Raw genomic sequence first — 24,531 nt, forward strand, 5'->3', positions numbered from 1 at the left:
GTGTGCCTGGGCCAGCGATTGGTTACACGCAAGCGGCGGGCGGGCGGGTCAGTCCTAAGGCCGGTCACGGTTCTGGTACGAATCATTGTTTCCCAACAGGCTTATAGCAGTCGCCACGTGCGCCGCAGCAGGCTCTTCAGAGTAACAAGCTGGGCACGATTCACCCAGTCTTACCGGTGAATCTAACCCGCGAAATGCCCGCTGGCCCGCTCATTTGCTGGCGCGGTGCGAACCGGCGTCGAAAACAATTAACCAATCGAGCGGATATTGCGCGCGCCGATTTGGCCTTCTCCCCACAAGACCGTATGCTTACTCTTCGGCAGCCATGAACTTTGTGGCTCACGGCCCCATCGTTTAGCGGCCTAGGACGGCGCCCTTTCACGGCGTTAACACGGGTTCGAATCCCGTTGGGGCTACGCAAACTGCACGTGCACGAAGCATTACTCGAAATAGAATAGTCTTACCAAGTGCCTCGCACACAGATTCACATTTTTACATCGAGGCCCTGTAGCGCAGTTGGTTAGCGCGCCGCCCTGTCACGGCGGAGGTCGCCGGTTCAAGTCCGGTCAGGGTCGCAAAGGTAATAGCCCTTTCGAAAGGAAGGGCTTTTTTCCTTAGAAGAGGCGTTTTTCAACGCAGCTTTGGGGCCCTGTAGCTCAGTTGGTAGAGCGTTCGACTGAAAATCGAAAGGTCACCGGATCGACGCCGGTCGGGGCCACCACCGCCACTCCCTAGGAAACACTGGGGAGTGGCCTTTTTTTATGCCCATTTTCGAGCTTTGAATCGGCTCCTTTTCCCTCCAGTGAACACATTTTGAACACATCTGAAAATGGAACACTGCCATTGAGAGCCACCGCAACGGCATCTAAGTCGTCGTCGAAGAGGTCTGCGTAGACGTCTAGCGTCATCGCAGCCGACGAATGTCCCAGCATTCGCTGCACCGCTTTCACATTGGCCCCGACCGAGACGGCGAGGCTTGCAGCCGTGTGCCTGAGGTCATGGGGTGTCACCTTGGGAAATTCCGGGTCAGCGGCTTGGACCGACGCGAGAGCAGAGTTGAAGCGGCGGTTTCGAAAGTTTCCACTCCGGAGCACGCCACCGTCAGGAGCCATGAAGACCAGGTCGTCGGGATGTTTGCCCTAACAGCGCGCCCGCAGCGAGTCCGAGAGAAAATCGGGGAACGGCACGGAACGTCGCTCATGCGACTTCGGTGTTCCCCAGATCACCCGACCTCGAGGATCAGATACGGCCTCGGCCACGTCAATGCGGCGGCGATCTAGATCGATTCGCGCCGTCTTGAGGCCAGCCATCTCACCCCACCGCAGACCGGTATAGGCCAGCAGGATGATGACGTCGGCGTCGGGCCCGCAAGCGCGAGCGAGGCGAGACACCTGGTCGTTGCTGAGATAGCCTCTTGAGCTCTTCACGATCCTGGGGAGGCGCACACCATCGGACGGATTGACGGGAATGCGTTTGTCCATGACGGCGTACTTGAGAACGCCTGAGAGCACGAGGTGAATTTGGCGCACGGTCGATGGTGCAAGTCGCGCGGACAGGTCAGAAACCCACGCCTGGACGTCAGCGTGCCTTACCTCCCCCAACCGCGTCGTGCCCCACCGCGGCAGTACGTGCTTGTCGAGGCCGTGTCGGTACCCGGACCGCGTCGTCGGTTTCAATTGAACCTGCGCCTCGTACCACTGCTCGGCCCAGTCAGCGACGGTCACTCGCGACTTGGTCGGGTCGACCCATTCGCCGCGGTCCTTCGATATCTCGACGCCCACGAGGAATCGTTCCGCATCGCGTTTCGTGGCAAAGCCACGCTTCATCGTTTGTCGTCGGTCCGGTGTGCGGTACCGCACGAGGTAGCGCTTGCCGCCGGCCGTTGCGTACGTCGTGATCGTGGGCATTGAATCTCTCCATCTCGCGGAGTTTCGCTCATCTCTGCAAGGCTATGATCGCGTACTTTCTGCATCATTGATTGCTCCCGTGCGCGAGTCCGATTCGCGAGGCGGCGACGGTCGTGTTCATGGGATCCTATAAGTGGATCCGGCGTCGCGTCGAGGTCCGCCGAAACTGCGAAAGGTTGAGCGACTTGGCCGACTGCTGCTGGCTCTACATGTACGAGAACAGAAGACAGAACTCTATCTACATAGGCATCGCCACCAGCATGGCTCGTGTATATCAGCGGCACAATGAGGCTGCAGAACAGCTCCGCGATGCCCCCGGTTCGGTTATCCTGCAAACGGTAGAACCCTTCAGCTCGCGCCGCGATGCACGGAAGGCGGAGGCGATCGCAATCCACGTGGCAACAATTGCCGGTACACAGGTGTGCACTGACGACGAGGTCCCGCTTACTAACACCAACATCGCGGGTATCCACTCGACGACGGTACTGGGCCCAGCGATCTTCACAAAAGACGAAGCAATCCAATGGAGCTCCCTCATCGGCACGGTCATCGTGCCGATCGCCGCCGACGAGCTCGAAGGACGGCCGGCACCGTTCGGAGGGCATGGTGGTGCGTTCTTCGCAGATCGCGCACGCAAGCACTGGAACGTCGCTCAGGTGAAGCGGCCTCGGATCAGACGAATCATTGCTCTGCTAAAGGGCGGTCCAAACATAATCCTTGGCGACTGGGACGTTGACCCCGAGGGTGATTGGACACTCGACTCTGTGCACACGACCCGGGTTGCCGTCCCGCTCATCGACGCCGAACGAGATGACCCACGCGGCGATAAGGGCAAACGTCTCGACGGCCACCACCTCAACTCCGGCGTTACCTACAGCGCTGATCTGAAGTAAGCGCAGTTCGTTCGCGGGGTCCATCAGGGTCTACCCGGTCGTACACGTCAGGATTTCCTGATGCTTACGTCTAACAGGGTGGCTCCTATTGTGGCTTTCGGCGCTACGTGGCGGCTTTTTCTGATCGCTATTTGGCGCAGCGACCCGATTGGCCACGCTAAACCCGAAGACGTCAGCGTCGTATATCCCATGAGTTTCGGCACAGCTAGGTTTCGAGACGCCCGCGTTGTATGAGATGCGGTTGGGGCACGTGTCTCACCGACCGGCTCCGCTTCTGAACGTTGATATCTCAACTCCGGTCTCCTCGAATATCTCGAGGGCTCGCGACAAGTCCGTCTTTGCGTCGAACGGGATATCCGGATGCTGAATCGAGGTGCGTATCGCGTCCTTCACATAAGGAACTTTCTTCGAAGCGCCGGAGGTCTTTGATTCCTCTCGGAGAAAGCGGCTCACTTCCTCTAGGCGCTTTCGTTGTGCCTGAAACAGTTCTGGAAGTGCATTGAGCGCTCTTAGGTACGTTACGCAGCATTCAAGAGTGACGTCTATTAGCCGGTTATCGCGCTGAGGTGCCTTGGCTAACTCGCGGCCCAGGTGGAATCCAGCCGTCGACTTATTCATTGCCTCAAAGGGACGATGCGCTTTCCACTCAGCGTCCGCCCATCGGCCCCAGCTGTCAATTAGCGCGTTCGACACGACCAACTCGTGACGGCCAGTGGCCGCGTCCAACGCTTCCTCTAGGAGCTCCTGGCCCTCGGCGAACAGACCAGTCCAGGTACGGATCCTGCCCAGCAGGAAGGCTGTGTCGGGGTTGGACCAGGCATGGTAGGCCTTTTCTGCATAAGGCAATGCAAGGCCAGCATCGTGCAGTCGTCGACTCATGACGTCTGCAAGAAGGTAGGACGTCGTGGCGATGGTCTCAGCACCGACAGCCATGCTGAGGGCGTTTTGGTATTCTGACACCGCTGACTCGAATCGCGCTTCTTGGCTGTCCAAGTCGCCCGCTATCCGGTACACCTCTGAGAACTCAGGATTAAAGTTCCGAGCTCTCTCTACTTGCTCACGAGCTTTTTCGAGCTTGCCAGCGCGCGCAAATCTGATGGCCGCTCGAAGCAGGTGGACAGACGGATTATCGGCGCTTGATCTTGCGCGCACGACCGCAGGATCTACGCTGCGTCCACGCTCAGCAACTCGCTCCTCGAGGGTTGCTTTGTACTGCCTTTCACGCTGAAGTACTTTCACGATGAAAGCGCCAGATCGGTCCTCCCGCGCGAGGAACGCTCGGGCTGTTGGCGTGAGTGCAAGCCGGGTAGACATAGCGCCGGCAGATTCGAGTTCCACCGTAACCAAGGAACCTCGGCTCAATTCCTGTGTGGCACTTCGGAGATCATCGATTGGCATGTCAGTCAAGACTGCGAATTCATCGAATCCGATCGCGCGGTCCAAGGCTCGAAGAACAGAAAGGACGGCGCGTGATCCGCCGGTAAGACCCTCGTAGACGTTCTTGACGCAGAAGTCGAGAAGTTCCTGTTGCGAGTGGATCAGGTCGCTGGGCACGCGACCCGCCTCGGCAGACAAGATGTACCAACGAATTGCCAAGGGGCTAAATCGGAGCCGACCAACAACTTCACCAAGAGTCTTGTCAGATAGGCCGGCAAGACCCTTTTGGCCCCGCTTGGTCGCGAATTTCCGGAACAGCAATTTCGCCTCGGGATTCGACAAGGGCAAGAGCGGATAACGTCTCTCAAGTTCTCCGATGCCCAGTCGACTCGTGAATAGGTACTTAACCGAATTTGGCAGAGTCTCGTAGAGCGCAATTACCTCCGACCCCTGTGCAGTTTCAAGATTATCGAGCACGATAAGGCACTGGATGCCCTCGAGTGATTCAGAGAGTTCCTTAACCGAACTACTGAAATCCCCGCTGAGCCCCGCGCTGAGAACTGCGATCGACTCATCTATGCCTTGGATCGCGCCATTCAGTTGTTCGACACCGCTTGCCGTCAGTTTTTCTGTCTTGAGCGAGACCCAAAGAATCGCTTCGAACGGGTTTGTATCGCTGTCTAAGAGCCGATATGCAATGTCGAGTGCCAGAGCAGTCTTGCCGATGCCGCCTTCGCCCGTAATGGTGATGACATTGTCTCGACCGACTTCGAGGGCGCTGAGGATCTTTTTAGCTTCATCGCCGCGACCCACAAGGCCTGTTTCGTCATAGTCAGCATCGGGAAGATTGTGAAGGATTTTGTCCGTCGTACCAACGGGCTCGATGAATGCCGGCTCCCACGCGGCGTCGGCACGGAGTCTGTCGAGTGTCCGGGTCGTTGCGTTCCATTGCCGCGACCGAAAGGCGCTCAATGAGGTGATGGCACTCTCGGGGTCGTCGGGGTGGAGAGGACGGCCGTGCATAACACGATTGCGGATAGGTGCGAGGGTTTCTAAGAAAGGAGCATTGCCACCTATCTCTTCTGCAAATTCGACCGGCAGATCCTTCCGATTCCGGAGCAGGAGGTCGTAGCACGGTCTCAAATCGAGGTATTGGACGGCGTATGCGTCGGCTCCGTGGGGATCCGCGTTTTTCCTGTGCAGGGCGCTGTCGTAATCCGCGCCCAACAAAACTGATTCATCTTGGTAGGGGAGAAGGAATCGGATGACTAGGTCCCTCATGTCGCTCTCGAAACTATCAATGAGAGCGAACAACCTATTTCGGCTCATCCGAACGTTTTCCAAACGCGCCATCTTTGGCACCATCCCCACGTAGCGTCGATTGCTGTTCAAATCTGGGCACCCGATTTACCTGTCGGAATCGGTCGAAACCAAATAACGGTTTCTCGCTAATGAAGCGACTCCCCTATGGACACATTAGCGAGGTCTGCTCGAAGCATTGAGCTTGACCCTCTTCGAGCGGCCGCATTACGCCATCGACTTGTCCCATATCCCTAGGGATACAAGACGTCTCACGCCCATGTCTCGACTCCCTCCGCGTTCCCCGGAATCGTGCGGCGCGCCGATTCTCATAACTACGTCGCATAACCGCATGCCTGAACCGTGGTACGCACCATTAGTTATGAGACACCCCGGGAGCAAAGATGACGAAACTGATCGGTGTCATTTTTCGAAGTCGTCTGCACAAGTGGTCGTAGTCGCGCTCACACCTCGCTCCAGCCATCGACAAACCTCAATTCCCGTAAGGGCAATCTTCTACGGGCTCCCCGTACCACTGGGCCTACCGACGGTGGAAGCGTGGCCAGAAGAGCCCGAATGGGAACGAGGGAGGGAACGGAATGCGCGCAGATACTCTGGGATGGTGATTACAAACGATTCGGTCTCTATCCGTGCCGTCCGAACCTCCGACTCGTCCCAGTGGGCTGCGCTCTATCGGGGCTATCGAGACTTCTACGAGCTGTCTCCCGATGACAGCATCGTTGAGCGTGTCTGGACCTGGATCAATGACGACTCGAATGAAGTCAATGCCTTTGTCGCCACCTCCGGGGGTCGACTTGTGGGGCTCGCGCACTATCGTCGATTTTCTCGTCCCTCAACGGGAAGCGTGGGTATCTACCTCGACGATCTGTTCACGGACTCGAGCGCTCGGGGAGCCGGCGTCGGGCGCGCGCTACTGAGCGAACTCTCCGCGCTGGCCGAACGCGAAGGACGCTCAGTCGTTCGCTGGATCACGGCAGAGAACAATACTCGGGCCCGCCATCTCTATGATTTGACCGCCACGTCTACCAAGTGGGTTACGTATGATCTGACACCAGGGGCACTATGACCGCGCAATAGTGCCATCGCTGTCCACTGGCTCTTCCGTACTCCCTTGCACGACGCACGTTCAGGCGGCGGTGTCCCCGGCTCGTTGGATTGCCCGGTAGACCGTGGATCTGGCAACGCTGAAGAGTTCTGCGATCTGCGCGGTGGTGTGTTCGCCCCGTTGGTGGACCTCGATCAGGTGCTTTTCCTGCGCCGGGGACAGTTTGGGTTGCTTGCCGCGGAGCCGGCCGGCCGCTTTGGCGACTTGCATCCCTTCGCGGGTGCGTGCTCGGATCAGGTCGGCCTCGAATTCAGCGACCATCGCGAGCACGTTGAAGAGGAGTCTGCCGACCGGGTCGGTGGGGTCGTGAACGGAACCGCCGATGCTGAGCTTCACTTCGCGAAGGGTGAGGTCATCGACGATGTCCTTGGCATCACGAAGTGAGCGAGCCAGTCGGTCGAGTTTGGTCACGACGAGGGTGTCGCCGGCCCGGCAGGCGGCCAACGCTTCGCGCAGACCTGGCCGGGCCCGATTCGTTCCGGCGAGACCCTGATCGGTAAACGTCTTCTCCGGCGTCACGCCAAGAGCGATCAGAGCGTTTCGAAGCGGTCTGGGGAGATTGGGTGAGAACTCCATTCAAAGGAAGCGACACGACGATGATTTTTCAAGCTCGCAAGCCGTAAACCGCTGGGAGCGCGGATAGTGTTTGCGGCCAGTAGACGTTCCTTGCGGCACGGTCCGCTCCGCCATGAAACGATGGCCACATGGCACTTGGGCTACATCACGTTGAGATTTGGGTCGTTGACCTAGACAGCGCTCGAAAGTCCTGGGGCTGGCTACTTGCGAAGCTCGGATGGTCGGTCGATTAGGAGTGGGAAAACGGGACTTCCTGGCGATGCGGTGACGTCTACCTTGTGACCACACGACCGCCAACCCTTTCCGGCGACGCGCATGACCGAAGACTCCCCGGAATCAACCACGTCGCGCTTCATGGAGGATCCGAAGCTGACATCGACGGCATCGTTGGCGAAGCAACAGACCACGGCTGGAGTTCCCTCTATGCGGATCGCTATCCCCGCGCTGGAGGCCCCGACCACTACGCCGCATACCTCGAGAACGAAGCCGGCTTCAAAGTCGAGGTAGTGGCCGCATCCTGACCCCGAAGACATTGCTCACCGAGCCGTGGTGGGTGCGCGCGAGCAGCGGCTCGGCACCCTGGCTCTGCCCGCTCGCCGCGATCAGCGCGGCCGTGAGCCGGTGCCCGCTGATGCTGGGGGCCGGGATGCTGCAACGCCGAACGGATGCCGCATCCCAGGCGGAAACGCCGGCCGTGACCGGCGTCTCGCCCTCGGCCCACGCCATCCGTTCGGCGTGGGATCTCGTTGAACCGCGCCGTCAGCCGCTCGGCCAGGCGCCGCGAATTCGCGAACACGATCGAGGAGGTGTGCGTGAGCACCTGGTCGACGATCGCCTCCTCGACGTGAGGCCAGATCGACCCGGTCTCGGGAACGGATGCCGTCGGTCCCTCCCGCGGCGCGCCCTCCCGCGGCGGCTCGGCGTCGAGCCGGCTCATGTCGTTGACGGGAACCACGACACGCGGGTCGAACCGCTTGCCGGAGGCCGGCGCAACGATCTCGACCGGTGCGGCACCGCCCAGGAACCGGCCGCCTCGCTGTGCGGGCGCACGGTGGCGGAAAGCCCGATGCGCTGCGCCGGTTTCGCGAGCAGCGCGTCGAGCCGTTCAAGCGAGAGGACCAGATGGGCGCCGCGCCTAATGGCGGCAACCGCGTGCACCTCGTCGACGAGGACGGTGTCGACGCCACGCAGCGAGTCGCGGGCCGCGGAGGTGAGCATGAGGAAGAGCGGCTCGGGGTGGTGATCAGGATGTCGCCCGCCGGTCTGCCGACGGGTGTCGCCCGAGCGAACGCCGACGCTCACGCGCGCGGTTCGGACCCGAGCCGCGCGCGGCGTGGGTGATGCCCACAAGCGGGGCGTGGAGGTTACGTTCGACGTCGACGCCCAGCGCCTTAAGCGGGGAGATGTAGAGCACGCGGGTCGCCGGCCGCAGCCCCCCGCCGGCCGCAGGAGGAACGGCCGGCGACGCGGCCGGCACGACCTGGCACGGTCGCCGCAGAAATCCCGAAGACCACCTACACTCGAGGACCGTCTCGTCCTTTGCCCATCCGCTTCACGAACCAGACGAGCAGCACGCCCAGCACCACTTGGGCCACCTTGCCGCTGAGGGTGAGGGGGTCGATCGTGGCGTTGCCCATGAGTGCGGACACGAGGAACAGGACCAAGACCAGGGAATTCGCCGCCGCGCCTGCGAGCATCAGCCGTCGATTCGCAACCAAGATCAACCCGCCGCCGATCAGATAGGCAAGCCCGGCGACCACCATGACGGGAGCGGGAGGTGACTTGAAGTTCTCCGGGACCAGGCCGAATCCGATCGCCAAATAGACGATGGCTACCAGTATCGCGAGCGCGGTCGCGATACTGAGCGCCCAACGTGGGACAGGGGCCACCGTGAACCGTGTGCTTGTCATAGGAGCCTCCCTAAACTGGAAGCGGGGGTGCGGTTACCCGGCATCATGAGCAGCTCCTCCTCAACCCCGCCCGAGCGTTTGAACGAGTTCAGGTTCGCGCTCGACCGCGGGCTCACGAGCGGCCCCGGGCTCGCCAGTCGAGCGACGCTTCGTGCGTCCCCAGGCCGCGCGGCCAGCGATCGCTAGCAGGGCCGGCACGAGCACCAGCATCACGACGAGCGCGTACACGGCAATGGCCATTGCCAGGCCGAAGCCGAACATCGTGACCGTCCGCTGGTCGTTGAGAACGAAGCTGCCGAAGACGACGACCATGACGGATGCCGCGGCCAGGATCACCCTGGCCGTCGCGGCCATACCGTCCCGAACCGCCCGGTTTGCGTCCCCCGTGCGGGCGAACTCTTCCTTGACCCGGCTGAGCAGGAACACGGTGTAGTCGGTGGACAGGCCGAAGAGCACCGCGAAGAGCATGACCGGAACGAACGACTCCACCGGTCCAGGCACAACCCCGAGCAGGTCGGCGGGCCACCAGCCCCATTGGAACACGGCGACAACGGGTCCGTAGGCCGCGCCGACGGCGAACAGGTTCATGATGACGGCCATGGCCGCGATGAACGGCGCCCGAAACTCGATCAGCAGAACGATGAAGGCGAGCACGACGACAACGAGGATGAACCAGCCGATCTGCGCCAGGAGCGTATCCGCCAGGTCGATGCTGGTCGCCGTCGCTCCTCCGACGTGGGCGGCCGCGCCGGGTGCCGCCTCTGGCAGCACCGTCTGGCGTAGGTCGTGGACCAGCGTTTCCGTGGCTGCGTCATCCGGCGAGCTCGTGGGGATCACCGTGTACAGGGCGGTCGTCCCGTCTTCGCCGAGGCGCGGCGGGGTGACCGCGCTGACGCCGTCGGTTGCCGCCAGTTCGGCGTGCAGTTCGGTGCTCGCGGCCTGGTTCTCGGCCGGCGTCGAATCGTCGCCGAAGTCGACCGTGACCAGGAGCGGGCCGGCCCAGCCGGCGCCGAATCCTTCCACGATGAGGTCATAGGCCTTGCGCTGGGTGGTGTCGGCGGCCTGAGATCCGCCGTCGGCGGTGCCGAGGCGCAGCGACAGCAGGGGCAGGGCGAGGATGGCCAGGACGAGCACGGAGGCGAACGCGGCCATCCATCGGTGGCGCTGCACGCCACCGACCCAGCCGCGCCAGCCCGACGCGTGCGAGGTTTCTGCCGGGCCGCCGACGTGCGTCAGGGAGGCGCCCTTCTTGCCGATCTTGCGCACCCGCACCCGGTCGAGGTTGCGGCCGAAGATGGCCAGCAGGGCCGGCAGCAGGGTGACGGATGCCAGCATTGTCGCGCTGACCACGATGGCGCTGGCCAGTCCGAGCGACGACACGAACGGGATTCCGATGGCGTAGAGGCTGAGGATGGCGATGATCACGGTTGCCCCGGCGACCAGGACCGAGCGCCCGGCGGTGGTCATGGCCGCTTCGATGGACCTGTTCGGAGTCAGGCCCTGGGCCAGCCCCTCCCGGTGTCTGGTCACGATCAGCAGGGCGTAGTCGATGCCGACGCCCAGGCCGATCATGGCGGCCACGATCGGGCCGGAGGTGCCGATGGTCACGGTCGAGGCGAGCATCGTGATCGAGGCGAGTCCGATGCCGAGGGCCATGAGGGCGGTGAGCAGCGTGACCAGCATGGCGAACAGCGAGCCGAACACGAAGAGCAGCACGAGAGCTGCCGCGAGCAGGCCGAAGGCCTCACTGCCGGATGGTCCAGACTCGCCCTGCGCGGCCGGACCGCCGAATTCGACCTGGCCGCCGGCATCCTGCACGCCCTCGAAGGCGGCCTGAGCCTCAGCGACCGTCTCGACCGGGATGTCCTTGGCCCGCTCGTCGAACTGGATCGTCACTATCGCCGTCATGCCGTCTTCGGACACCATGGGCTGGGGCGGACCGTACGGCGACCGAGCGGCGGAGACGCCGTCGAGCGCGGCGACGGTGGCCACGGCTTCCTCGACCGCGGCGCGCATGGCCGGCGATGTGACGGGCTCTTCGGCATCAGTGCTGTGCACGATGGCCTGCATGCCGTCACCGGCGAGCTCGGGGAACTCCTCGCGCAGGGTGTCGTAGGCGGCCTGCGAGTCGGTGCCGGCGAGGGTCAAGTCGTTGTTGAAGGTGCCGCCGAGCGCCCGGCTGCCGAGCACGGCGCCGAGGATCAGCGCCAGCCACACGACGACCACTATCCAGTGGTACCGGGTTGACATGCGAGCGAGTGCAGAGAGCACGGGTGGTCCCATCACAGTTCATCGAGTCGGCGGCACCGATCGGGCCGTCTGAACTGAGCCTAGATGAAACGAGACGCTCTTGTCTAGTTTTACGCATCTCCCGTTGATGCTTGCGTCGCGATGCCGCCGACCAGAGTGCGGTAGATCAGATCGGACACACCGGCGTCCGAGTGCTTCGTCCTGGGCGCCGCCCGCACCGCCGAGATGAGCAGGGAGGCCATGGCCGTGACGATCCACTCCGGTGAGAGATCGGTGCGGATGTCGCCCTCGGCCTGGCCCCGCTTGATCACCTCGACCAGGGGCGCGAGCGCCTGGTCGCGCTGGGCGAGGAAACGCGCGTTGTGGTCGGGCGCCCGCATCAGAATGATGCGGAAGCGCATCCCGTGCTTGCCCAATTCGCCAATGACGCGACCGAGCACCTCGAGGGCGCATCCCTCGTCGAGGCGGCAGGCGATGAGGGTTTCCGACGCGCGGGTGATGGCCTCTGCCTGGATGGCCCCCAAAAGCGCCTGCCGGTTACTGAAGTGGCGATAGAGGGTGGCCCTGGTCAGGTTCGCCGCCTGGGCGACATCCGCCATCGACGAGTCAGGGTTGCGGGCGAACTCGTCGGCCGCGGCCGCGAGGAGGGCCCGGTGGTGGCGTTCCACATCGATGCGCGTGGCCGCTGGCTGTTTGGGGCTGGACATGGTGCCTTTCCGGGGAGTGCGTCGACCTCGACGATACGCGTTCGACGCCATCCGGGGGCGTGATGGCCGACAATTGCGGCGGCGCCACGGGTCCGTCTTCGCAAAACGAGACATGTATGTCTCGTTTATTGCTAGGCTTGTGGGCATGAACACTTCCCAGAACGCACCGTTCCAGCCTCGACCAGCCAGGCCGGGTGAGGTTGATGTGCTCGTCGTGGGCGCCGGCCCGACCGGGCTGACGGCGGCCTGCGAGGCCCTGCGTCACGGCCTGAGCGTGCGAATCATCGACCGCAAGCAGGGACGCTCGACCCACTCCAAGGCCCTGGTCACCCACGCCCGCACCCTCGAGGTCTTCGAGACCATGGGGGTGGCCGATGGGATGCTCGCCGGCGGCGTGCCGTTCGCGGCCCTCAACGCGCACGGCGGCCCCCGACGCCGGACCACCCGCGTGGACCTACTCGGGCTCCCCTGGGGTGACACCGCGTATCCGTTCTGGCTCTCCATTCCACAGGATGCGACGGAACAGGTGCTGGAAGACCATCTGAACAGGCTCGGCGGGGCCGTGGAGTGGGGAACCTCGTTCGACGAGATTCTCAACGGCGACGACCAGGTCGAGGCGCTGGTCACCCGTGACGGCGGCGAAACCGAACGGGTGAGCGCGCGCTGGCTGATCGGCTGCGACGGCGGCCGGAGCCGGGTGCGCGACCAGGTCGGGCTCCGGCTCACCCGTCGGGACGCCGGCGCAACGTTCGTGCTGGCCGACGTCAAGAGCTCCGTGCCGATCGCCCAGAACGAGGGCTACGCCTACCTCGACCCGCAGGGACTGCTGCTGGTCGTGCCGATGCCGGAACCGGAGCGCTGGCGCATCATCGCCCACGTTCCAACGCCGCACAAGGGTTCGCAACTGACCGTGGATGCGGCCTTCCTCGACGAGCTGATTCGGCAGCGGTCCGGGATGGAGTTCGGCAGCCGCGACGTGAAGTGGACCTCGCAGTTCAACCTGAGCCACGGGCTGGCCAACCACTTCCGCTCCGGCCGGGTCTTCCTTGCCGGCGACGCAGCCCACATCCACAGCCCGGTCGGCGGGCAGGGCCTGAACACCGGGGTCCAGGATGCCCACAACCTGCTCTGGAAACTCGCCGCGGTCGACCGCCTGGATTCGGCCGCGGCGGAGCGGCTGCTCGACAGCTATGAGGCCGAACGACGGGACACCGCACGCGGCATGGTCACCGGTGTCGCCCGGGTGACGACCGCGCTGACCACCCGGCGCACCGCGATCCGCCGGGCGCTCGGCCGCCTCGCCCCGCGGATACTGGCGCGGCCAGCCGTCCAGGCGAAGCTGGGCCGCACTGCGGGGATGCTCGACCTGGCGTACTCGAGCGGACCTCTGGCGACCGCGCCGGGCGCCGGCCGGCGGCTGCCGAATCCGGAGCTACCTGGCGGAGGGCGACTCTACGAGAGGCTGAGCCCGGCTGGCTGGTCCTGGGTTGTCTGGGGTCGACCGGGCGAGGCCCGGCCCGATCTGTCGACTGCGCGCTGGCACGGGCTGCCTGTCGTCTTCATCGCCTCCGATCTCGTCGCTCCGGCCGGGGCTCCGGCCACGGCCGCCATGCCCGATGGCAAACGCGTGGCCCTCGTGCGCCCGGACCGCTATGTCGCGGCTCGCGGCTCCTCGCCCGAGTCCATCGGCCAGCACATCCTGCAAGAATTTCCCGCCTGAAGAGATGGTGGATTCCGCAGCAGCACTTGTGCGTCAGGCTCGCCCGAGCCGAAATACACGGCATGAAAGAACTATTCCAAATAGCGGTGCTAATTGTTGCTCCAACTATGGCGTTGGCTATCCACTTCCGATCGGGCTCCCGGCGTGCAGGGCGATCGAGTCGCCGGCGCCGACGGTCGCGGTGAAGGTTCGGCTAACTGGACGCCCCACTCGCCGCTACAAGCGGTGTTTCGCCGTCAGTGACGACTCGAGAACACGTTGTGGCGCTGACCTACCAACGAACGACGTTCGCTCCATCTGCGCCGCGCTGTGGTTCCTTAATCGTCGACCCAGGGAGGTCGATGACTTCTCCGCCAATCTTGGTGACCGTGCCGCCTCGCACGCCGGCGTTCTCGATTCGACCGGCGACTGTCAAGGATCCGGCGAGGCGGCCGCCGATCGCCACTCGAAGAGCGCCATTGGCGTCGACGTGCACGCTCCCGTTCTGCGCCCCGAGGACTTCGCTCGTCGCGGAGGAACCGATTGTCAACGACCCGTTGTGCACGCCGTGGATGGCGACGTGCGCGGATGGTTGCACCGTCAGCGACCCGTTGTGGGTGGCGCCTCGCACGATAGTGAGCGTCCCGTCGTGCACGCACACTGATCCATTGTGTGTTCCGCTCAGAGTGTTGTCCCCGTCGACGACGAGAGGCGGCTTTTCGACCTCGACTCCACCGGCTTTGATGAAAATGTTGTTCGGATGAGAGTGGTCCACAGTGGCCTCCAATATAGCTAGTTGCCGTTACCGTACCGGGTACCGCCGACAGTCGAATTACGGGGAGGTCCGCTTCCGGTGCGGACGTCCGGTTAGCCGTTCCCCTTCAGGGCATCTCAGTGCAGGCGTCGACGCGGTTGGCTTCACGCGATTCGGTGACCGCTGGAGGTCCCGCTTGCGGCATTAGCTAATCATCCGCGAGGGGACAACGATTGTTTATGGTGCGACTCGCGATGTACTCCGCTGCCTTCTTCGACCCTCGCGTTCCTTCGACCCGGCCCAGAAGAGAGGTGGCCCTGGGCTTGACGGGGAAACGCGCGATGCCTTATATTCAACTTATCAGTTCTATACTAGCCAGTTGAATACAAGATTGGACAACATGCCCGTCGACCAGCTCAGCCGCACCTTCGCGGCCCTCGCCGACCCGACGCGGCGCGCCATCCTGGCGCGCCTGGCGCACGGCGAGGCGACAGTTGGGCAGCTAGCAGAGCCGTTCGCGATGAGTTTCGCGGCGGTGTCGAAACACCTCCGGGTGCTCGAAGCCGCGGAACTGGTCAGTCGGGGTCGGAATGCGCAGTATCGCCCCGCGACCCTTGACGCTCGACCGCTGGCGAATGCCTGCGCATGGATCGGCGACTACGCGAAGTTCTGGGGTGCCAGCTTCGATGCCCTCGGTGACGTCCTCGCTGAGATCACGACCACCGAAACAAGCATGACCGACAAAGGAGAAACCTCATGAGCAACCCCGTCAGCATCACCCGCACCTTCCCCGCAACACCCGAGCAGGTCTTCGACGCCTGGACAACGCCGGCTTCTTTCGCGGTCTGGTTCGGGACAGCCGCGGTCCCGGTCGACGATGTCGAGATGGATGTCCGTGTCGGCGGCGGGTGGAAGGCGACCATGCACCTGCCCGACGGCAGCCTGAAGCACTGGGTTGGCGAGTTCACAGAGGTGAATCGTCCAACGCGGCTCGCCCTCACCCTCACCGACCAGCCCGATGATCCGGCCCGCGAGCCCGTCACCGTCGATATCGTCGCCGTCGACGGCGGCGCCATGATGACAATGGTGCAAACCGCCCAGGGCTTCGACGACGCGTCGAAGGCGGCCCTCACGGCCGGATACACCGCGTTCTTCGACGATATGGAGAAGCTGCTCGTCCGCTAGACGGGCACCCGCCGTGTCAGCGCGTTGCGAGGGCGACACTGACCGCAACCCCACCCCGACCGAGTCGTCAAAGTCGAAGCCCGCAACCAGGTCCGCTCAGGGTTCCACCTACGGGATCTGAACAAAGCTGGCGACCGCCTGCTCAGGCGTCCCGGTCGTCGTTCCTCTGTGACACAACGTCGGCGCGCTCGGCCGCCAGGTGGTTTGCCCTCAGATCTGTCGCGCTCGACGTTCGGCTAACGGGCGGTCAATTCATGCTCGACACGTGTCATTTATACGTTCGATTGCGTGACAACACGATCGTAACTTCAACGGATGGACAAATTGTCACACAACCAGTCATTTATTCTGCGTGTCGCAAACGATGAGGAAACAGTCCAATGTGACCTGTGCAGGGCGCCCCGTCATTGTGCCTCAGAAATCCCATCCCAATAACTTGCTGGAACAATTTCCGGTGAGACGTATTTCCGAGACACGATGAGCCATGTTTTTTCGCTCTGGCGTATTCAGGGAAAGCAGCCGCGGCGGGTGTCTCACTAGTCATTACTTTTTCGAGACGTTCCGCGTCGCGCTCAGGGACCGGTAAACGGGCGCTGGATGCTGTTGAAGATCTGGCGAAGCTGGCCTAGGTTTCGTCGCCTTATGTCCAAGCAGCGCGGTGTCTGTATTCCGCGAACGTTCGCTGTGAGCCGCGGTTGCCGTGACGGTATGCAACCGAAGCAGCCACAGTCGTTTGATTCCCGCCTCATCCCATGGGAGACGGTTCACGACGACGGCACGAAGTCCGCAACACTCGTCGGCTCTCGTGAGCCAGGGCACATGTTCACCTACGCGTTCTTTATCCCCGCGGGCGTATTCGACGCCCCGCACCACCACATCGCCGACGCGCACCTGCACGTGGCCTACGGCGAACTCATGCTCGGATACGGCACCTCCTTTATCAAGGGAGACGCGGATCGCTTCCCGGCGGGGTCGTTCCTGTTTGTGCCAGCTCACGCGATCCATTTCGATGGTGCCGAAGAGGACACGGTGCTGATCGGAACAGTGACCGGGCCATGGAACACGCAGTACTGGTCCTGAGAGCAACGGTTTGCGACCGTTGAGCACCTGCCGCATCAAGACCGTATCGCGGCATTTAAAGACGGGCAGAGTAGACACACGCCGGTCAATGAGGCGATCCGTGCGACCGGCGGAACGGTCTGATCACACTGTTGAAGGATCGGCTTACGTGCGTTGGGGTGACGTTCAGCGCTGCGAAAAGCCCGCCATTAGCGCCGTGATTCACAGATCTGGAGCACGACCGCCCCGGGTGTCTCATGGACGGTCGTTCGTGAATACCTAGTTGCACGTCGCTCAAGCGCCGACGCTCCGGTTGCGATTGCAGTATTGACGCAAATCTGAACAAGTGAGTAGATTACTGAACATGAGTTCAGACACCACGTTGCCGTGGAGTGACCTGAAGATGAGTGCGCGGATAGTAGCTGCGGCGTTCAAGCGCTTCGCTCGGGACGGATTCGCCGCGGCGACCATCCGGGAGATTGCCGCGGATGCTGGGGTGAGTGCCGCTCTGGTAATTCACCACTTCGGCAGCAAGGACGGCCTCCGTCGAGAGTGCAACCGTCGCGTCGTGGACTTCCTGCGCGACAAAGGCCGACCGGACGCCTCAGCCGCCGAAAGGCTTGACGCGGTCTTCGTTCAGTACGGCTCGTATGCGACGCGTGCGGTCGCGGAGGACTCCGAGGAGTCTCGCGAACTGTTCGATGTGCTGCTGGGGATGGCGCGTGCGGTGGTCGCGGAGGGCGCGGAGTCGGGCTCTTTGCGCGGATCGTCCGACCCCGACGCGCAGGCAATGGCGCTGCTCGTGCTGGGACTTACGCCGTTCGCTTTCTCTGCGCACCTCACCCGGTGGGCAGACGCAGGCTTGGACGCGGCAATGGCGCGACTTGCGGTTCCAATTGCGGAGATTTACACGCGCGGTCTCGTCACGGACAGTGGGCTGCTCGATGCTGCGATGGGCGTCCGAGGAGAACGGTAATGAGGATTTTGCTGGCAACGGCGGGCTCGCGGGGTGATGTCGAGCCTTTCGCGGCCCTGGCCGAGCGGGCGTGTGCGGCGGGGCACGAGGTGCGCCTTGTCGCCCCGGAGAATTCGGGCGTTGAGATGGGTGACCTCGATGTCGCAAGCATGGGGGTGGACTACACGCGCATGATCGAGGATCAGGGCGTTTCTATCACGGCGGCGCTACGTAACTACCGCTCCGTGGTGCGCCCGGTGATGCGAGGCGTCATCGTCGGCGGTGCGCGAGCGGCGCTCGAGTACGAGCCCGACCTGATTGTCTACCACCCGAAGGTCCTGTCGGCTCCGCTGGTAGCGGATGCACTGGGAGTGCCACACGTCGTGGTCGAAATCGTGCCGACTCTTACGCCCACTAGGGCCTTTCCCGCCGCAGGCACAATTACTCGCGGAATCGGCCCCCTGAATTGCTTGACGTATCAGGCGGCGGGCGCGGCATCGATGATGTTCCGCTCTGAACTTGGTGAGGTGCGCAGAATGGTCGGCGCACGGAAGCGCAAGGTTTCTGCCCCCGCTGCCACTCTCATGCCCATCAGCCCAGCGATCCTTCCGCGCCCCGACGACTGGCCAGAATCGGTGCACCTCACCGGCCCCTGGACTCGCGCACACCGATTGGCTGCTCTCGAGCTCGAAGTCGCCGAGTTCGTCACAGACGGTCCATTCATCTATGCGGGCTTCGGCTCGATGGCGGTGGGAAACGCCACATGGCGTGGAGGCGCAATCGTAGACGTAGCGCGGGAGCGCGGGAGCCGCTGTCTCATCGCTACCGGTGTCGGCGGCATCGAGGTGCCCCCGGATCGCCTCGGCGCCGACGTGCTCGTCGTGCAGACCGTGTCGCATACGGCGGTGCTTCAACACGCGACCGCGGCAGTGCATCACGGCGGCATCGGCACCGTGCACGCCGCGATGACTGCCGCAACACCATCGGTGATCGTGCCATTCATCGCTGACCAGCCGTTCTGGGGATCCCGTCTCTACGAAATGGGTCTGACACCCGCGCCGATCCCGCAACGTGCGTTGACCGTCCCAGCCCTCAGCGCCGCACTCGACGAGGCGGAGCAGTGCCGTCCCCGCATCACCGAGGTCGCCAAGGCCATGTCCGCCGAGGACGGAACCCTAACGGCGCTGACCCTCCTCGCCGCGATCCACTGAACTCATCTCAACGAGGCAAGAGCCCTGCTGAACACACCGACCTGTCGGCAACCGAAATTTGGTCTCCGAAACTAACCGTCCCGCGATTGGGTTTCGTTAATGATGCGGTGGCGGTGGCGGTTGCGGTTGCGGTTGCGGTTGCGGTTGCGGTTGCGGTTGCGGATCGAAGAATGCAACCACAAACAGGAGTCAGGAACGCACTGATTTCCGCAGGTGCGGCGCCAATATCAGGTACTCGGACCTGACAATGAGCCCGACTAGCATGAGCCCGGGCGACAGAACCGCCAATTGAAGCTGCGATTACCCGCCATTACTGATTAACAGTCACAGCAACGGTGCTCGTCAACGCCAGGGTGTGTCCGGTGGAGGTTCCCATACGGGAACTGTGCGACAGACGGTGATCGCCGTCTCGGGTGTGCCGATCGCCGTCCGGCTTGTGGGCACTGCTCACTGAGCGATGTCACAGACAGGAGGAACAATAAAGTTATGAAGATAATCGTGGTCCCGCCCCTCCTCTGCTCGCCTCTTGCCTACGTCCCCGTGCTCGACACGCTCTGGTCGCGAGGGCAAGTCACCATGGCAGATACACGCCGCGATAAAACCATCGCGGCCATGGCAGAACGTCTCCTGTGCGAGAACACAGGAGACTTCGCTGTTCTCGGAACGAGTATGGGCGGGTATGTTGCCCTCGAGGTGATGCGGCAGGCACCCGAGCGCATTACCGCACTCGCGCTCGTGAGCACATCCGCTCGGGCTGACACTGATGAGCAGAAAGCGGCCCGCGCTCGACAATCGGCCCTCGTCGAAGCAGGACAATTCACGGCTCTGATCGATGCCGCCTTTCCCGGCGTGGTCGCGGCAGAGAACGAATCCGATGAAACACTTCTCGCCATCTGGCGACAGATGACGACCCCGGTTGGCGCCGACGCGTTTCTCCGGCAACAGCAGGCTGTTGTGAATCGAGCTGACCTGCGTTATCTGCTGCCCGCGATTACCTGCCCGACCGCGATCATTCACGGTGCTGGCGATCGCCTCATTCCTATTGCTGTCGCCGAAGAATCAGCGGCAGCACTGACCACGGCCAGCTACACGGTTATTAAAGACGCCGGGCACTTCCTGTTCCACGAGCAACCTGCAGCAGCACGCGCCGCCATCATCGCGTGGCTGGACCTAACCGTCTGATCGGTTGTTTCCCTGGCGCCCTAGGAACAATAGAACGCCACTATCGAGCGTTCGCAGTCACAGGCGCGTTGGCTACGACTGCTGAGCCCGCTGAGCGTTCCCCACACGGGACCTGCGCGACAGCCGGTAATCGCCGAGTCGGGTGTACCGATAATGTCCGGCATTTCCACTCACTCAAGCAACCTTCGGTTGCGCGAAGCGGGTGCGTGGGGTTATGGTGACGTGCAACCAAACATTGCAGAAGGTCGGACGAAAATGGAGTACGGACGCATCGATCGCGAGTTCCGCATCGCCGCCTCGCCCGAGGTGGTTTACAAAGTCATCAACAGTCCCGCGCACATCCGGGAATGGTGGCATGCTGAAGCTCTCCTGGAGCCTGTCCCGGGTGCTGTCGGTGAACTTGTTTGGGGAGACAAAGCCAAAGCTGAGGTGGAGGTCGCTTCTATCACCGTGGTTGATGCTGAACAGCCTCGTTTGTTTTCCTTCCGTTGGGTCTATCCCCTCGGTGAGGTCGCGACCCCTGCTAACTCGTTGCTGGTGACCTTTGAACTCGTGCCGTCTGGCACTGGCACCGTGGTTCGTCTTACCGAGGTGGGATTCCGCGAAATGGGTTGGGAGGCTGCCGTCCTCGAGGAACAATACAAGGAGCACTCCGTCGGCTGGGATACGCACTTGGCCAGCCTTCGCGATCATCTCTGGCAGCTGGTTGCCGCCCAATGACTGCGGAAATCGACGATGACCTGTGGTCTGCGATCGGCGACCCGACTCGGCGGCGCATGCTCGACATGCTCTTGGCTGCTGGCGGTGGCACGGCAACCAGCCTCAGCCACGAACTTCCCGTGACGCGTCAGGCCGTTGCAAAACACCTTGGAATACTCCACCGTGTTGGCTTGGTGCACGCCGCGCCCATCGGACGGGAGATGTGCTATCGGTTGGACGATGCACAGTTCGCTCGCGCGGTAGCGCAGCTCTCCACCGTCGGGGCGTCGTGGGACGCACGGATACAACGGATCACCCAGATCGCCGAAACAATTTAGCGTCGCCAAGACGCTGATCCCGGCCGACAAAACAAGACGTAGAGGAAGCACCTCATGATCACTACAGCCCTTCGAAGCGCCTACGAAAAGCTGTTCGAAACGGCATCCATTCCCGACCTCAGCGAAGATGGTGACGGGGGTTGGAACGCCGATCAGATATTGGCTCATCTCCTCAGCGTGGATGCCGCTATCGCGGCGGTTGCGCTCGGAGTCGTTGCGGGCTCGCGTCCCAGCTTCGACAACCGGATTTCTCTCGATTCCTGGAACCTGGACCGGATCATCGCCGCCCACTCAGGTAGGTCCAACTTGATCGACCACGTTCGAAATCAAGCCACGATATTGTGCGACATCGCCGATCAACTCAACGACCAAACTTCCTCCGTGCTGATCCCGGCGCTCCTGCTGTCTAACGACGCGCTCGTGCTAGATCAGCCCATCCCCCTTGCAAGCCTCATCGACGGGCTCGCTGAAGACCACGTTCCCGTCCACACTCAACAACTCCTCGACCTTCGCGTCGCCGTGCGCGAGCACATCTCATAGCGGCACTCTCGGCCGGAGTCGACACAACTCAGGTGCCAGCTAATTTCGCGAACAAACATTTATGCACGATTCCGATTCGCTCGACGTGCATCAGCGTCCACTCACCCTTCCCAAGCGGGACCGGAACTCGTCTGCACCGGCGCCCGCCAAGTCAGCCGCGGCCGTACGACGGCGGTTGAGTGCGCTGAGGAGAGTAGCGACATCGCCACTGACTTCGGGTCCTCCACCCAGCGACCAGTCGGTATCGGTGGCTTGGAAGCGCAGTCCACGAAGGAGATCGTCACCGACCGAGTGCCTGCCGCTCGTCAGCTCATTGAGCACCATCCAGCCCGCTTCAGGAGAAATCCGACCAGCAAGGCCGAGCGGCCGACGAACGTCTCCGGAGTGAATGGCCAAGTGTGCCAGTGGGGCGAGTTCTCCCGCGCCGGGGACCGCGAAACCGGCAACATTGGTCTTCGCGATCAAGCGCGTCAGCTCGGCGCCGGTTCGCCGGTCAGTCCTGGCCCAGCGATAAGCGAACTCGTCGAAGTTGAAGCGCGCTTGCGCGAGTCCGACAATAAAGCTGCCAAATCCTAGTTCGTAGGGCATGAGCAGATGCGCGCACAAGTCGCGCACTGTCCACCCGTGACACAGGCTCGGCGTCTGCCAGGATGCGTCATCGAGACCGGCGAGATCCTCGGCGAATCGGTCGCGCTCAGCGGCGTACAGCGTCTCTACGCCTGTCGTTGTCACGGCTAATTGGCCTCCGAAACGGGTGGTCATCAAAAAGGTCACCTGTCGAGGGGGTCCCTTACAAGCATTCGCCACAGTAAGACTACCGATTTCAACTACTCGATTTTGTCGCGGCGACCAGCAAACTCCTTTGGACACGTGCGGGTGTTCCGCCCAGTGACTCTCTGAAAGTCCCATTCAGCGTTCCCCATGCAGGACGGCAGCAAGGGTCGACGTCGGTGTGGATAATTTGTGCAGGCGAGTACGGGAAATGACACTGGTGCTAAACGTCTAATTCCGGAGAAACTTCAAACGCGCGACACGTTCCTGGCGTGAGCCGATTGACGAATCCCTGCCCTTCAAGAATAATAAGGTATGTGCCTAAGTATCACGACGAGCTCGACGCCGTGCTCCGCGCTCTCGCGGATCCGACGCGCCGGGCCGTCGTGGAACGGTTGGCGAAGTCCCCAGCAGTCGTGTCCGAACTCGCGGCACCGTTCTCGATGGCGTTGCCGTCGCTCATGCAGCACCTGCGCGTCCTCGAGAACGCGGGACTGGTCACGTCGCAGAAGCACGGACGCGTCCGCACCGTGAGCCTTCGACCGGGCGCCCTCGACGTCCTACACCTGTGGCTCGGCGAGCAGCGAACCCCCGCAGAACACCAAGCCGACCGGCTCGGCGTCCACCTAACCCGCACCACCCCGAAGGGAACCTGACATGACACGCGTACGCATCGACCTGTTCACCTCGCTGGACGGCTACACGCCGGCCGACCCGACACCCGACAACCCGATGGGCACCGACTGGGGACGCCTCACGGCGGCGTTCGGCGCGACCCGCACGTTCCGGAAGAACGTTCTCGGCGACACCACCGGCGCCGGCACGACCGGTGTCGACGACCGTTACGCCATCGCGTCCTTCGAGGGCGCCGGCTCCGAGATCATGGGAGCAGGGAAGTTCGGGCTGCAAGCCTTTCCAGACGATGTGGACTGGAAGGGCTGGTGGGGTGACAAGCCGTCGTTCGGCACCCCGGTCTACGTCCTCTCCCACACCGCACCGCGTCCGTCGATCCCGATGGAGGGCGGAACGATCTTCCACTTCCGCAGCGCCGCAATCGAGGACGTGCTCGCCGAGGCGACTGAGGCTGCCGGCGGATTAGACGTGCGCGTCGGCGGTGGGTACAGCACGGCGCGCGACTTTCTGCGCGCCGGCCTGGTCGACGACTTGCACCTCTTCGTCGCCCCGATCTTCCTTGGACGGGGTAATCGACTGTGGGACGTCCTGCGCGGCTTCGACCTCACCCACAAGGTGACGACGGAAGTGGCCGAGAGTGGCACGATCCACGTTACTTTCGCACGTTAGGACGTACTCATGACGATCGAACGCCGACTCGCCCGCGCCGGGTTCACTCTGACCCGCGACTACCCTGTTCCCCTTGAGCGCGTCTGGGACGCGTTCGCCGAAGAGAACCAGAAGCTGGGCTGGTACGGCGCCGGCGATGCCGCCGAGCCCGGTGAGTGGGTGTTCGACTTCCGCGTCGGCGGACGCGACGTCGACGAGGGGACGTTTCACGACGGTCCGGCCTCGCGGTACGAGGCCACGTACACCGACATCGTCGAGCACGTTCGCATCGTCACGACGTACGACATGTGGCTCGACGGGGTCCACATGTCGACGTCGGTGGCGTCGTTAGAGTTCGAGCCGATCACCGGGGGCACCCGGTTCACGCACGTCGAACACGGTGTCTTCTTCGACCAGTTCTGGGCCGATGGGCCGGGCCGTGAGCAAGGCACCCGGGGCCTGCTTGAGGCTCTGGGCAACTACCTCGCGTGACGCACCTCGCGTGACGCACCTCCCGCACGCGGCCCCGGTGTTCCGGCTGCGCACACGATCCCCTTGGAAAGCCGTCGGCGCTTGACCAAAATGGAGGAGTCACTAGAGGTCCTAGTGACTCACAAATCAACCACCACCGCGGCGGCAACCACCTTTTCGCCGGTAAACCGGTCTACGTCCAGCGTCGGGAGCTCGACGAGCCGCACACTGAAGGCCAGCTGCGGGTGCGCGCGCTCGGCCCCGAGCTGGTCTGACTCGCGCACGATCACGAGCCGTGGCGAACACGCACTGTCTGAGGCATCATGCCGGCGCTCTACGTG

General features: G+C 62.8%; 28 protein-coding genes and 3 tRNA genes. 19 read left to right on the forward strand and 12 right to left on the reverse strand.

Going from position 1 to position 24,531, the window contains the following annotated elements; genetic code table 11:
- Positions 1-343 precede the first annotated feature (343 nt).
- From E3T35_RS13700 to E3T35_RS13710, 3 genes are all read left to right on the forward strand, one after another.
- A tRNA-Glu gene (locus E3T35_RS13700) sits at positions 344-416 on the forward strand.
- 85 nt (positions 417-501) lie between these two features.
- Positions 502-575 (forward strand) — tRNA-Asp (locus E3T35_RS13705).
- A gap of 70 nt (positions 576-645) precedes the next feature.
- A tRNA-Phe gene (locus E3T35_RS13710) sits at positions 646-721 on the forward strand.
- A gap of 10 nt (positions 722-731) precedes the next feature.
- Here E3T35_RS13710 and E3T35_RS20240 read toward each other — a convergent pair.
- Together E3T35_RS20240 and E3T35_RS13715 are read right to left on the reverse strand one after the other, a co-directional pair.
- Positions 732-1,112 (reverse strand): tyrosine-type recombinase/integrase, encoded by a 381-nt coding sequence (locus tag E3T35_RS20240; RefSeq protein ID WP_198421032.1) that lies wholly within the window; start codon positions 1,110-1,112, stop codon positions 732-734.
- A 27-nt stretch (positions 1,113-1,139) separates the two neighbouring features.
- Positions 1,140-1,907, reverse strand: coding sequence for a site-specific integrase (locus tag E3T35_RS13715; protein WP_198421033.1), 768 nt, complete (start codon positions 1,905-1,907; stop codon positions 1,140-1,142).
- A 119-nt stretch (positions 1,908-2,026) separates the two neighbouring features.
- Here E3T35_RS13715 and E3T35_RS13720 point away from each other — a divergent pair, with 119 nt between their 5' ends.
- Positions 2,027-2,800: a hypothetical protein gene (locus tag E3T35_RS13720; protein ID WP_166789962.1), complete on the forward strand. Its 774-nt coding sequence runs from the start codon at positions 2,027-2,029 to the stop codon at positions 2,798-2,800.
- Positions 2,801-3,055: 255 nt separating this feature from the next.
- Here the strand turns inward: E3T35_RS13720 and E3T35_RS13725 are convergent, their stop codons facing one another.
- Positions 3,056-5,458 (reverse strand): tetratricopeptide repeat protein, encoded by a 2,403-nt coding sequence (locus E3T35_RS13725; protein ID WP_166789963.1) that lies wholly within the window; start codon positions 5,456-5,458, stop codon positions 3,056-3,058.
- Positions 5,459-6,098: 640 nt separating this feature from the next.
- Between E3T35_RS13725 and E3T35_RS13730 the strand changes: the two genes are divergently transcribed.
- Positions 6,099-6,563, forward strand: coding sequence for an N-acetyltransferase family protein (locus tag E3T35_RS13730; protein WP_370449334.1), 465 nt, complete (start codon positions 6,099-6,101; stop codon positions 6,561-6,563).
- A 60-nt stretch (positions 6,564-6,623) separates the two neighbouring features.
- Here the strand turns inward: E3T35_RS13730 and E3T35_RS13735 are convergent, their stop codons facing one another.
- Positions 6,624-7,178 carry a recombinase family protein gene (locus tag E3T35_RS13735; RefSeq protein WP_134345573.1) on the reverse strand — a complete coding sequence of 185 codons (555 nt, stop codon included), beginning with the start codon at positions 7,176-7,178 and terminating at the stop codon, positions 6,624-6,626.
- 278 nt (positions 7,179-7,456) lie between these two features.
- On the opposite strand from E3T35_RS13735, the gene E3T35_RS20245 reads away from it, so the two are divergent.
- Positions 7,457-7,699 carry a hypothetical protein gene (locus tag E3T35_RS20245; RefSeq protein WP_370449335.1) on the forward strand — a complete coding sequence of 81 codons (243 nt, stop codon included), beginning with the start codon at positions 7,457-7,459 and terminating at the stop codon, positions 7,697-7,699.
- Here the strand turns inward: E3T35_RS20245 and E3T35_RS19360 are convergent.
- The 5 genes from E3T35_RS19360 to E3T35_RS13760 all read right to left on the reverse strand — a co-directional run bounded on the left by E3T35_RS19360 (position 7,671) and on the right by E3T35_RS13760 (position 12,045).
- Positions 7,671-7,904, reverse strand: a complete 234-nt coding sequence (locus E3T35_RS19360) for a hypothetical protein (RefSeq protein WP_166789947.1) — start codon at positions 7,902-7,904, stop codon at positions 7,671-7,673. The genes E3T35_RS20245 and E3T35_RS19360 overlap by 29 nt on opposite strands.
- 207 nt (positions 7,905-8,111) lie before the next feature.
- The gene (locus tag E3T35_RS20250; RefSeq protein ID WP_134345576.1) at positions 8,112-8,480 is read right to left on the reverse strand and encodes a hypothetical protein; all 369 of its coding nucleotides are present in this window, start codon (positions 8,478-8,480) and stop codon (positions 8,112-8,114) included.
- Positions 8,481-8,692: 212 nt separating this feature from the next.
- Positions 8,693-9,088: a hypothetical protein gene (locus E3T35_RS13750; protein ID WP_134379589.1), complete on the reverse strand. Its 396-nt coding sequence runs from the start codon at positions 9,086-9,088 to the stop codon at positions 8,693-8,695.
- Between the two features lie 60 nt (positions 9,089-9,148).
- On the reverse strand, positions 9,149-11,338 hold the full coding sequence (locus E3T35_RS13755; RefSeq protein ID WP_166789964.1) for an MMPL family transporter: 2,190 nt from the start codon (positions 11,336-11,338) through the stop codon (positions 9,149-9,151).
- Positions 11,339-11,448: 110 nt separating this feature from the next.
- Positions 11,449-12,045 (reverse strand): TetR/AcrR family transcriptional regulator, encoded by a 597-nt coding sequence (locus tag E3T35_RS13760; RefSeq protein WP_166789965.1) that lies wholly within the window; start codon positions 12,043-12,045, stop codon positions 11,449-11,451.
- A 145-nt stretch (positions 12,046-12,190) separates the two neighbouring features.
- On the opposite strand from E3T35_RS13760, the gene E3T35_RS13765 reads away from it, so the two are divergent.
- Positions 12,191-13,765 (forward strand): FAD-dependent monooxygenase, encoded by a 1,575-nt coding sequence (locus E3T35_RS13765; RefSeq protein ID WP_166789966.1) that lies wholly within the window; start codon positions 12,191-12,193, stop codon positions 13,763-13,765.
- A gap of 271 nt (positions 13,766-14,036) precedes the next feature.
- Here the strand turns inward: E3T35_RS13765 and E3T35_RS13770 are convergent, their stop codons facing one another.
- The gene (locus E3T35_RS13770) at positions 14,037-14,519 is read right to left on the reverse strand and encodes a hypothetical protein (protein ID WP_134379597.1); all 483 of its coding nucleotides are present in this window, start codon (positions 14,517-14,519) and stop codon (positions 14,037-14,039) included.
- 358 nt (positions 14,520-14,877) lie between these two features.
- Between E3T35_RS13770 and E3T35_RS13775 the strand changes: the two genes are divergently transcribed.
- The 9 genes from E3T35_RS13775 to E3T35_RS13815 all read left to right on the forward strand — a co-directional run bounded on the left by E3T35_RS13775 (position 14,878) and on the right by E3T35_RS13815 (position 21,667).
- Positions 14,878-15,258 (forward strand): ArsR/SmtB family transcription factor, encoded by a 381-nt coding sequence (locus E3T35_RS13775; protein WP_370449336.1) that lies wholly within the window; start codon positions 14,878-14,880, stop codon positions 15,256-15,258.
- Positions 15,255-15,683: an SRPBCC domain-containing protein gene (locus E3T35_RS13780; RefSeq protein WP_134345588.1), complete on the forward strand. Its 429-nt coding sequence runs from the start codon at positions 15,255-15,257 to the stop codon at positions 15,681-15,683. The genes E3T35_RS13775 and E3T35_RS13780 overlap by 4 nt, the downstream gene beginning before the upstream one ends.
- Before the next feature lie 819 nt (positions 15,684-16,502).
- On the forward strand, positions 16,503-16,763 hold the full coding sequence (locus E3T35_RS13785) for a hypothetical protein (RefSeq protein WP_134379599.1): 261 nt from the start codon (positions 16,503-16,505) through the stop codon (positions 16,761-16,763).
- Positions 16,764-17,106: 343 nt separating this feature from the next.
- Positions 17,107-17,718 carry a TetR/AcrR family transcriptional regulator gene (locus tag E3T35_RS13790; protein ID WP_134379601.1) on the forward strand — a complete coding sequence of 204 codons (612 nt, stop codon included), beginning with the start codon at positions 17,107-17,109 and terminating at the stop codon, positions 17,716-17,718.
- The gene (locus E3T35_RS13795; RefSeq protein WP_134379603.1) at positions 17,718-18,908 is read left to right on the forward strand and encodes a glycosyltransferase; all 1,191 of its coding nucleotides are present in this window, start codon (positions 17,718-17,720) and stop codon (positions 18,906-18,908) included. The genes E3T35_RS13790 and E3T35_RS13795 overlap by 1 nt, the downstream gene beginning before the upstream one ends.
- 612 nt (positions 18,909-19,520) lie before the next feature.
- A complete protein-coding gene (locus E3T35_RS13800) occupies positions 19,521-20,090 on the forward strand; it encodes an alpha/beta fold hydrolase (protein WP_166789968.1) in 570 nt (189 codons plus the stop codon).
- Positions 20,091-20,243: 153 nt separating this feature from the next.
- Positions 20,244-20,810: an SRPBCC domain-containing protein gene (locus E3T35_RS13805; RefSeq protein WP_241988861.1), complete on the forward strand. Its 567-nt coding sequence runs from the start codon at positions 20,244-20,246 to the stop codon at positions 20,808-20,810.
- Positions 20,807-21,127, forward strand: coding sequence for a metalloregulator ArsR/SmtB family transcription factor (locus E3T35_RS13810; protein ID WP_134379607.1), 321 nt, complete (start codon positions 20,807-20,809; stop codon positions 21,125-21,127). The genes E3T35_RS13805 and E3T35_RS13810 overlap by 4 nt, the downstream gene beginning before the upstream one ends.
- Before the next feature lie 54 nt (positions 21,128-21,181).
- Positions 21,182-21,667, forward strand: coding sequence for a hypothetical protein (locus E3T35_RS13815; RefSeq protein ID WP_134379609.1), 486 nt, complete (start codon positions 21,182-21,184; stop codon positions 21,665-21,667).
- Positions 21,668-21,757: 90 nt separating this feature from the next.
- On the opposite strand, the gene E3T35_RS13820 is transcribed toward E3T35_RS13815, so the two are convergent.
- Entirely contained in the window at positions 21,758-22,441 is a 684-nt protein-coding gene (locus E3T35_RS13820) for a maleylpyruvate isomerase family mycothiol-dependent enzyme (RefSeq protein WP_166789969.1), read from the reverse strand.
- A 314-nt stretch (positions 22,442-22,755) separates the two neighbouring features.
- Between E3T35_RS13820 and E3T35_RS13825 the strand changes: the two genes are divergently transcribed.
- The 3 genes from E3T35_RS13825 to E3T35_RS13835 are packed head-to-tail and all read left to right on the forward strand — an operon-like array spanning position 22,756 to position 24,211.
- Complete coding sequence (locus tag E3T35_RS13825) at positions 22,756-23,094, forward strand: helix-turn-helix transcriptional regulator (protein WP_134379613.1); 339 nt, start codon at positions 22,756-22,758, stop codon at positions 23,092-23,094.
- A gap of 1 nt (position 23,095) precedes the next feature.
- Positions 23,096-23,740, forward strand: a complete 645-nt coding sequence (locus E3T35_RS13830) for a dihydrofolate reductase family protein (protein ID WP_134379615.1) — start codon at positions 23,096-23,098, stop codon at positions 23,738-23,740.
- Positions 23,741-23,749: 9 nt separating this feature from the next.
- Positions 23,750-24,211 carry an SRPBCC domain-containing protein gene (locus tag E3T35_RS13835; protein ID WP_134379617.1) on the forward strand — a complete coding sequence of 154 codons (462 nt, stop codon included), beginning with the start codon at positions 23,750-23,752 and terminating at the stop codon, positions 24,209-24,211.
- 119 nt (positions 24,212-24,330) lie between these two features.
- Here the strand turns inward: E3T35_RS13835 and E3T35_RS19365 are convergent, their stop codons facing one another.
- Positions 24,331-24,480: a hypothetical protein gene (locus E3T35_RS19365; protein ID WP_166789970.1), complete on the reverse strand. Its 150-nt coding sequence runs from the start codon at positions 24,478-24,480 to the stop codon at positions 24,331-24,333.
- Positions 24,481-24,531 lie beyond the last annotated feature (51 nt).

This window comes from Cryobacterium sp. TMT1-2-2 (assembly GCF_004403505.1).
Lineage (GTDB): Bacteria > Actinomycetota > Actinomycetes > Actinomycetales > Microbacteriaceae > Cryobacterium > Cryobacterium flavum.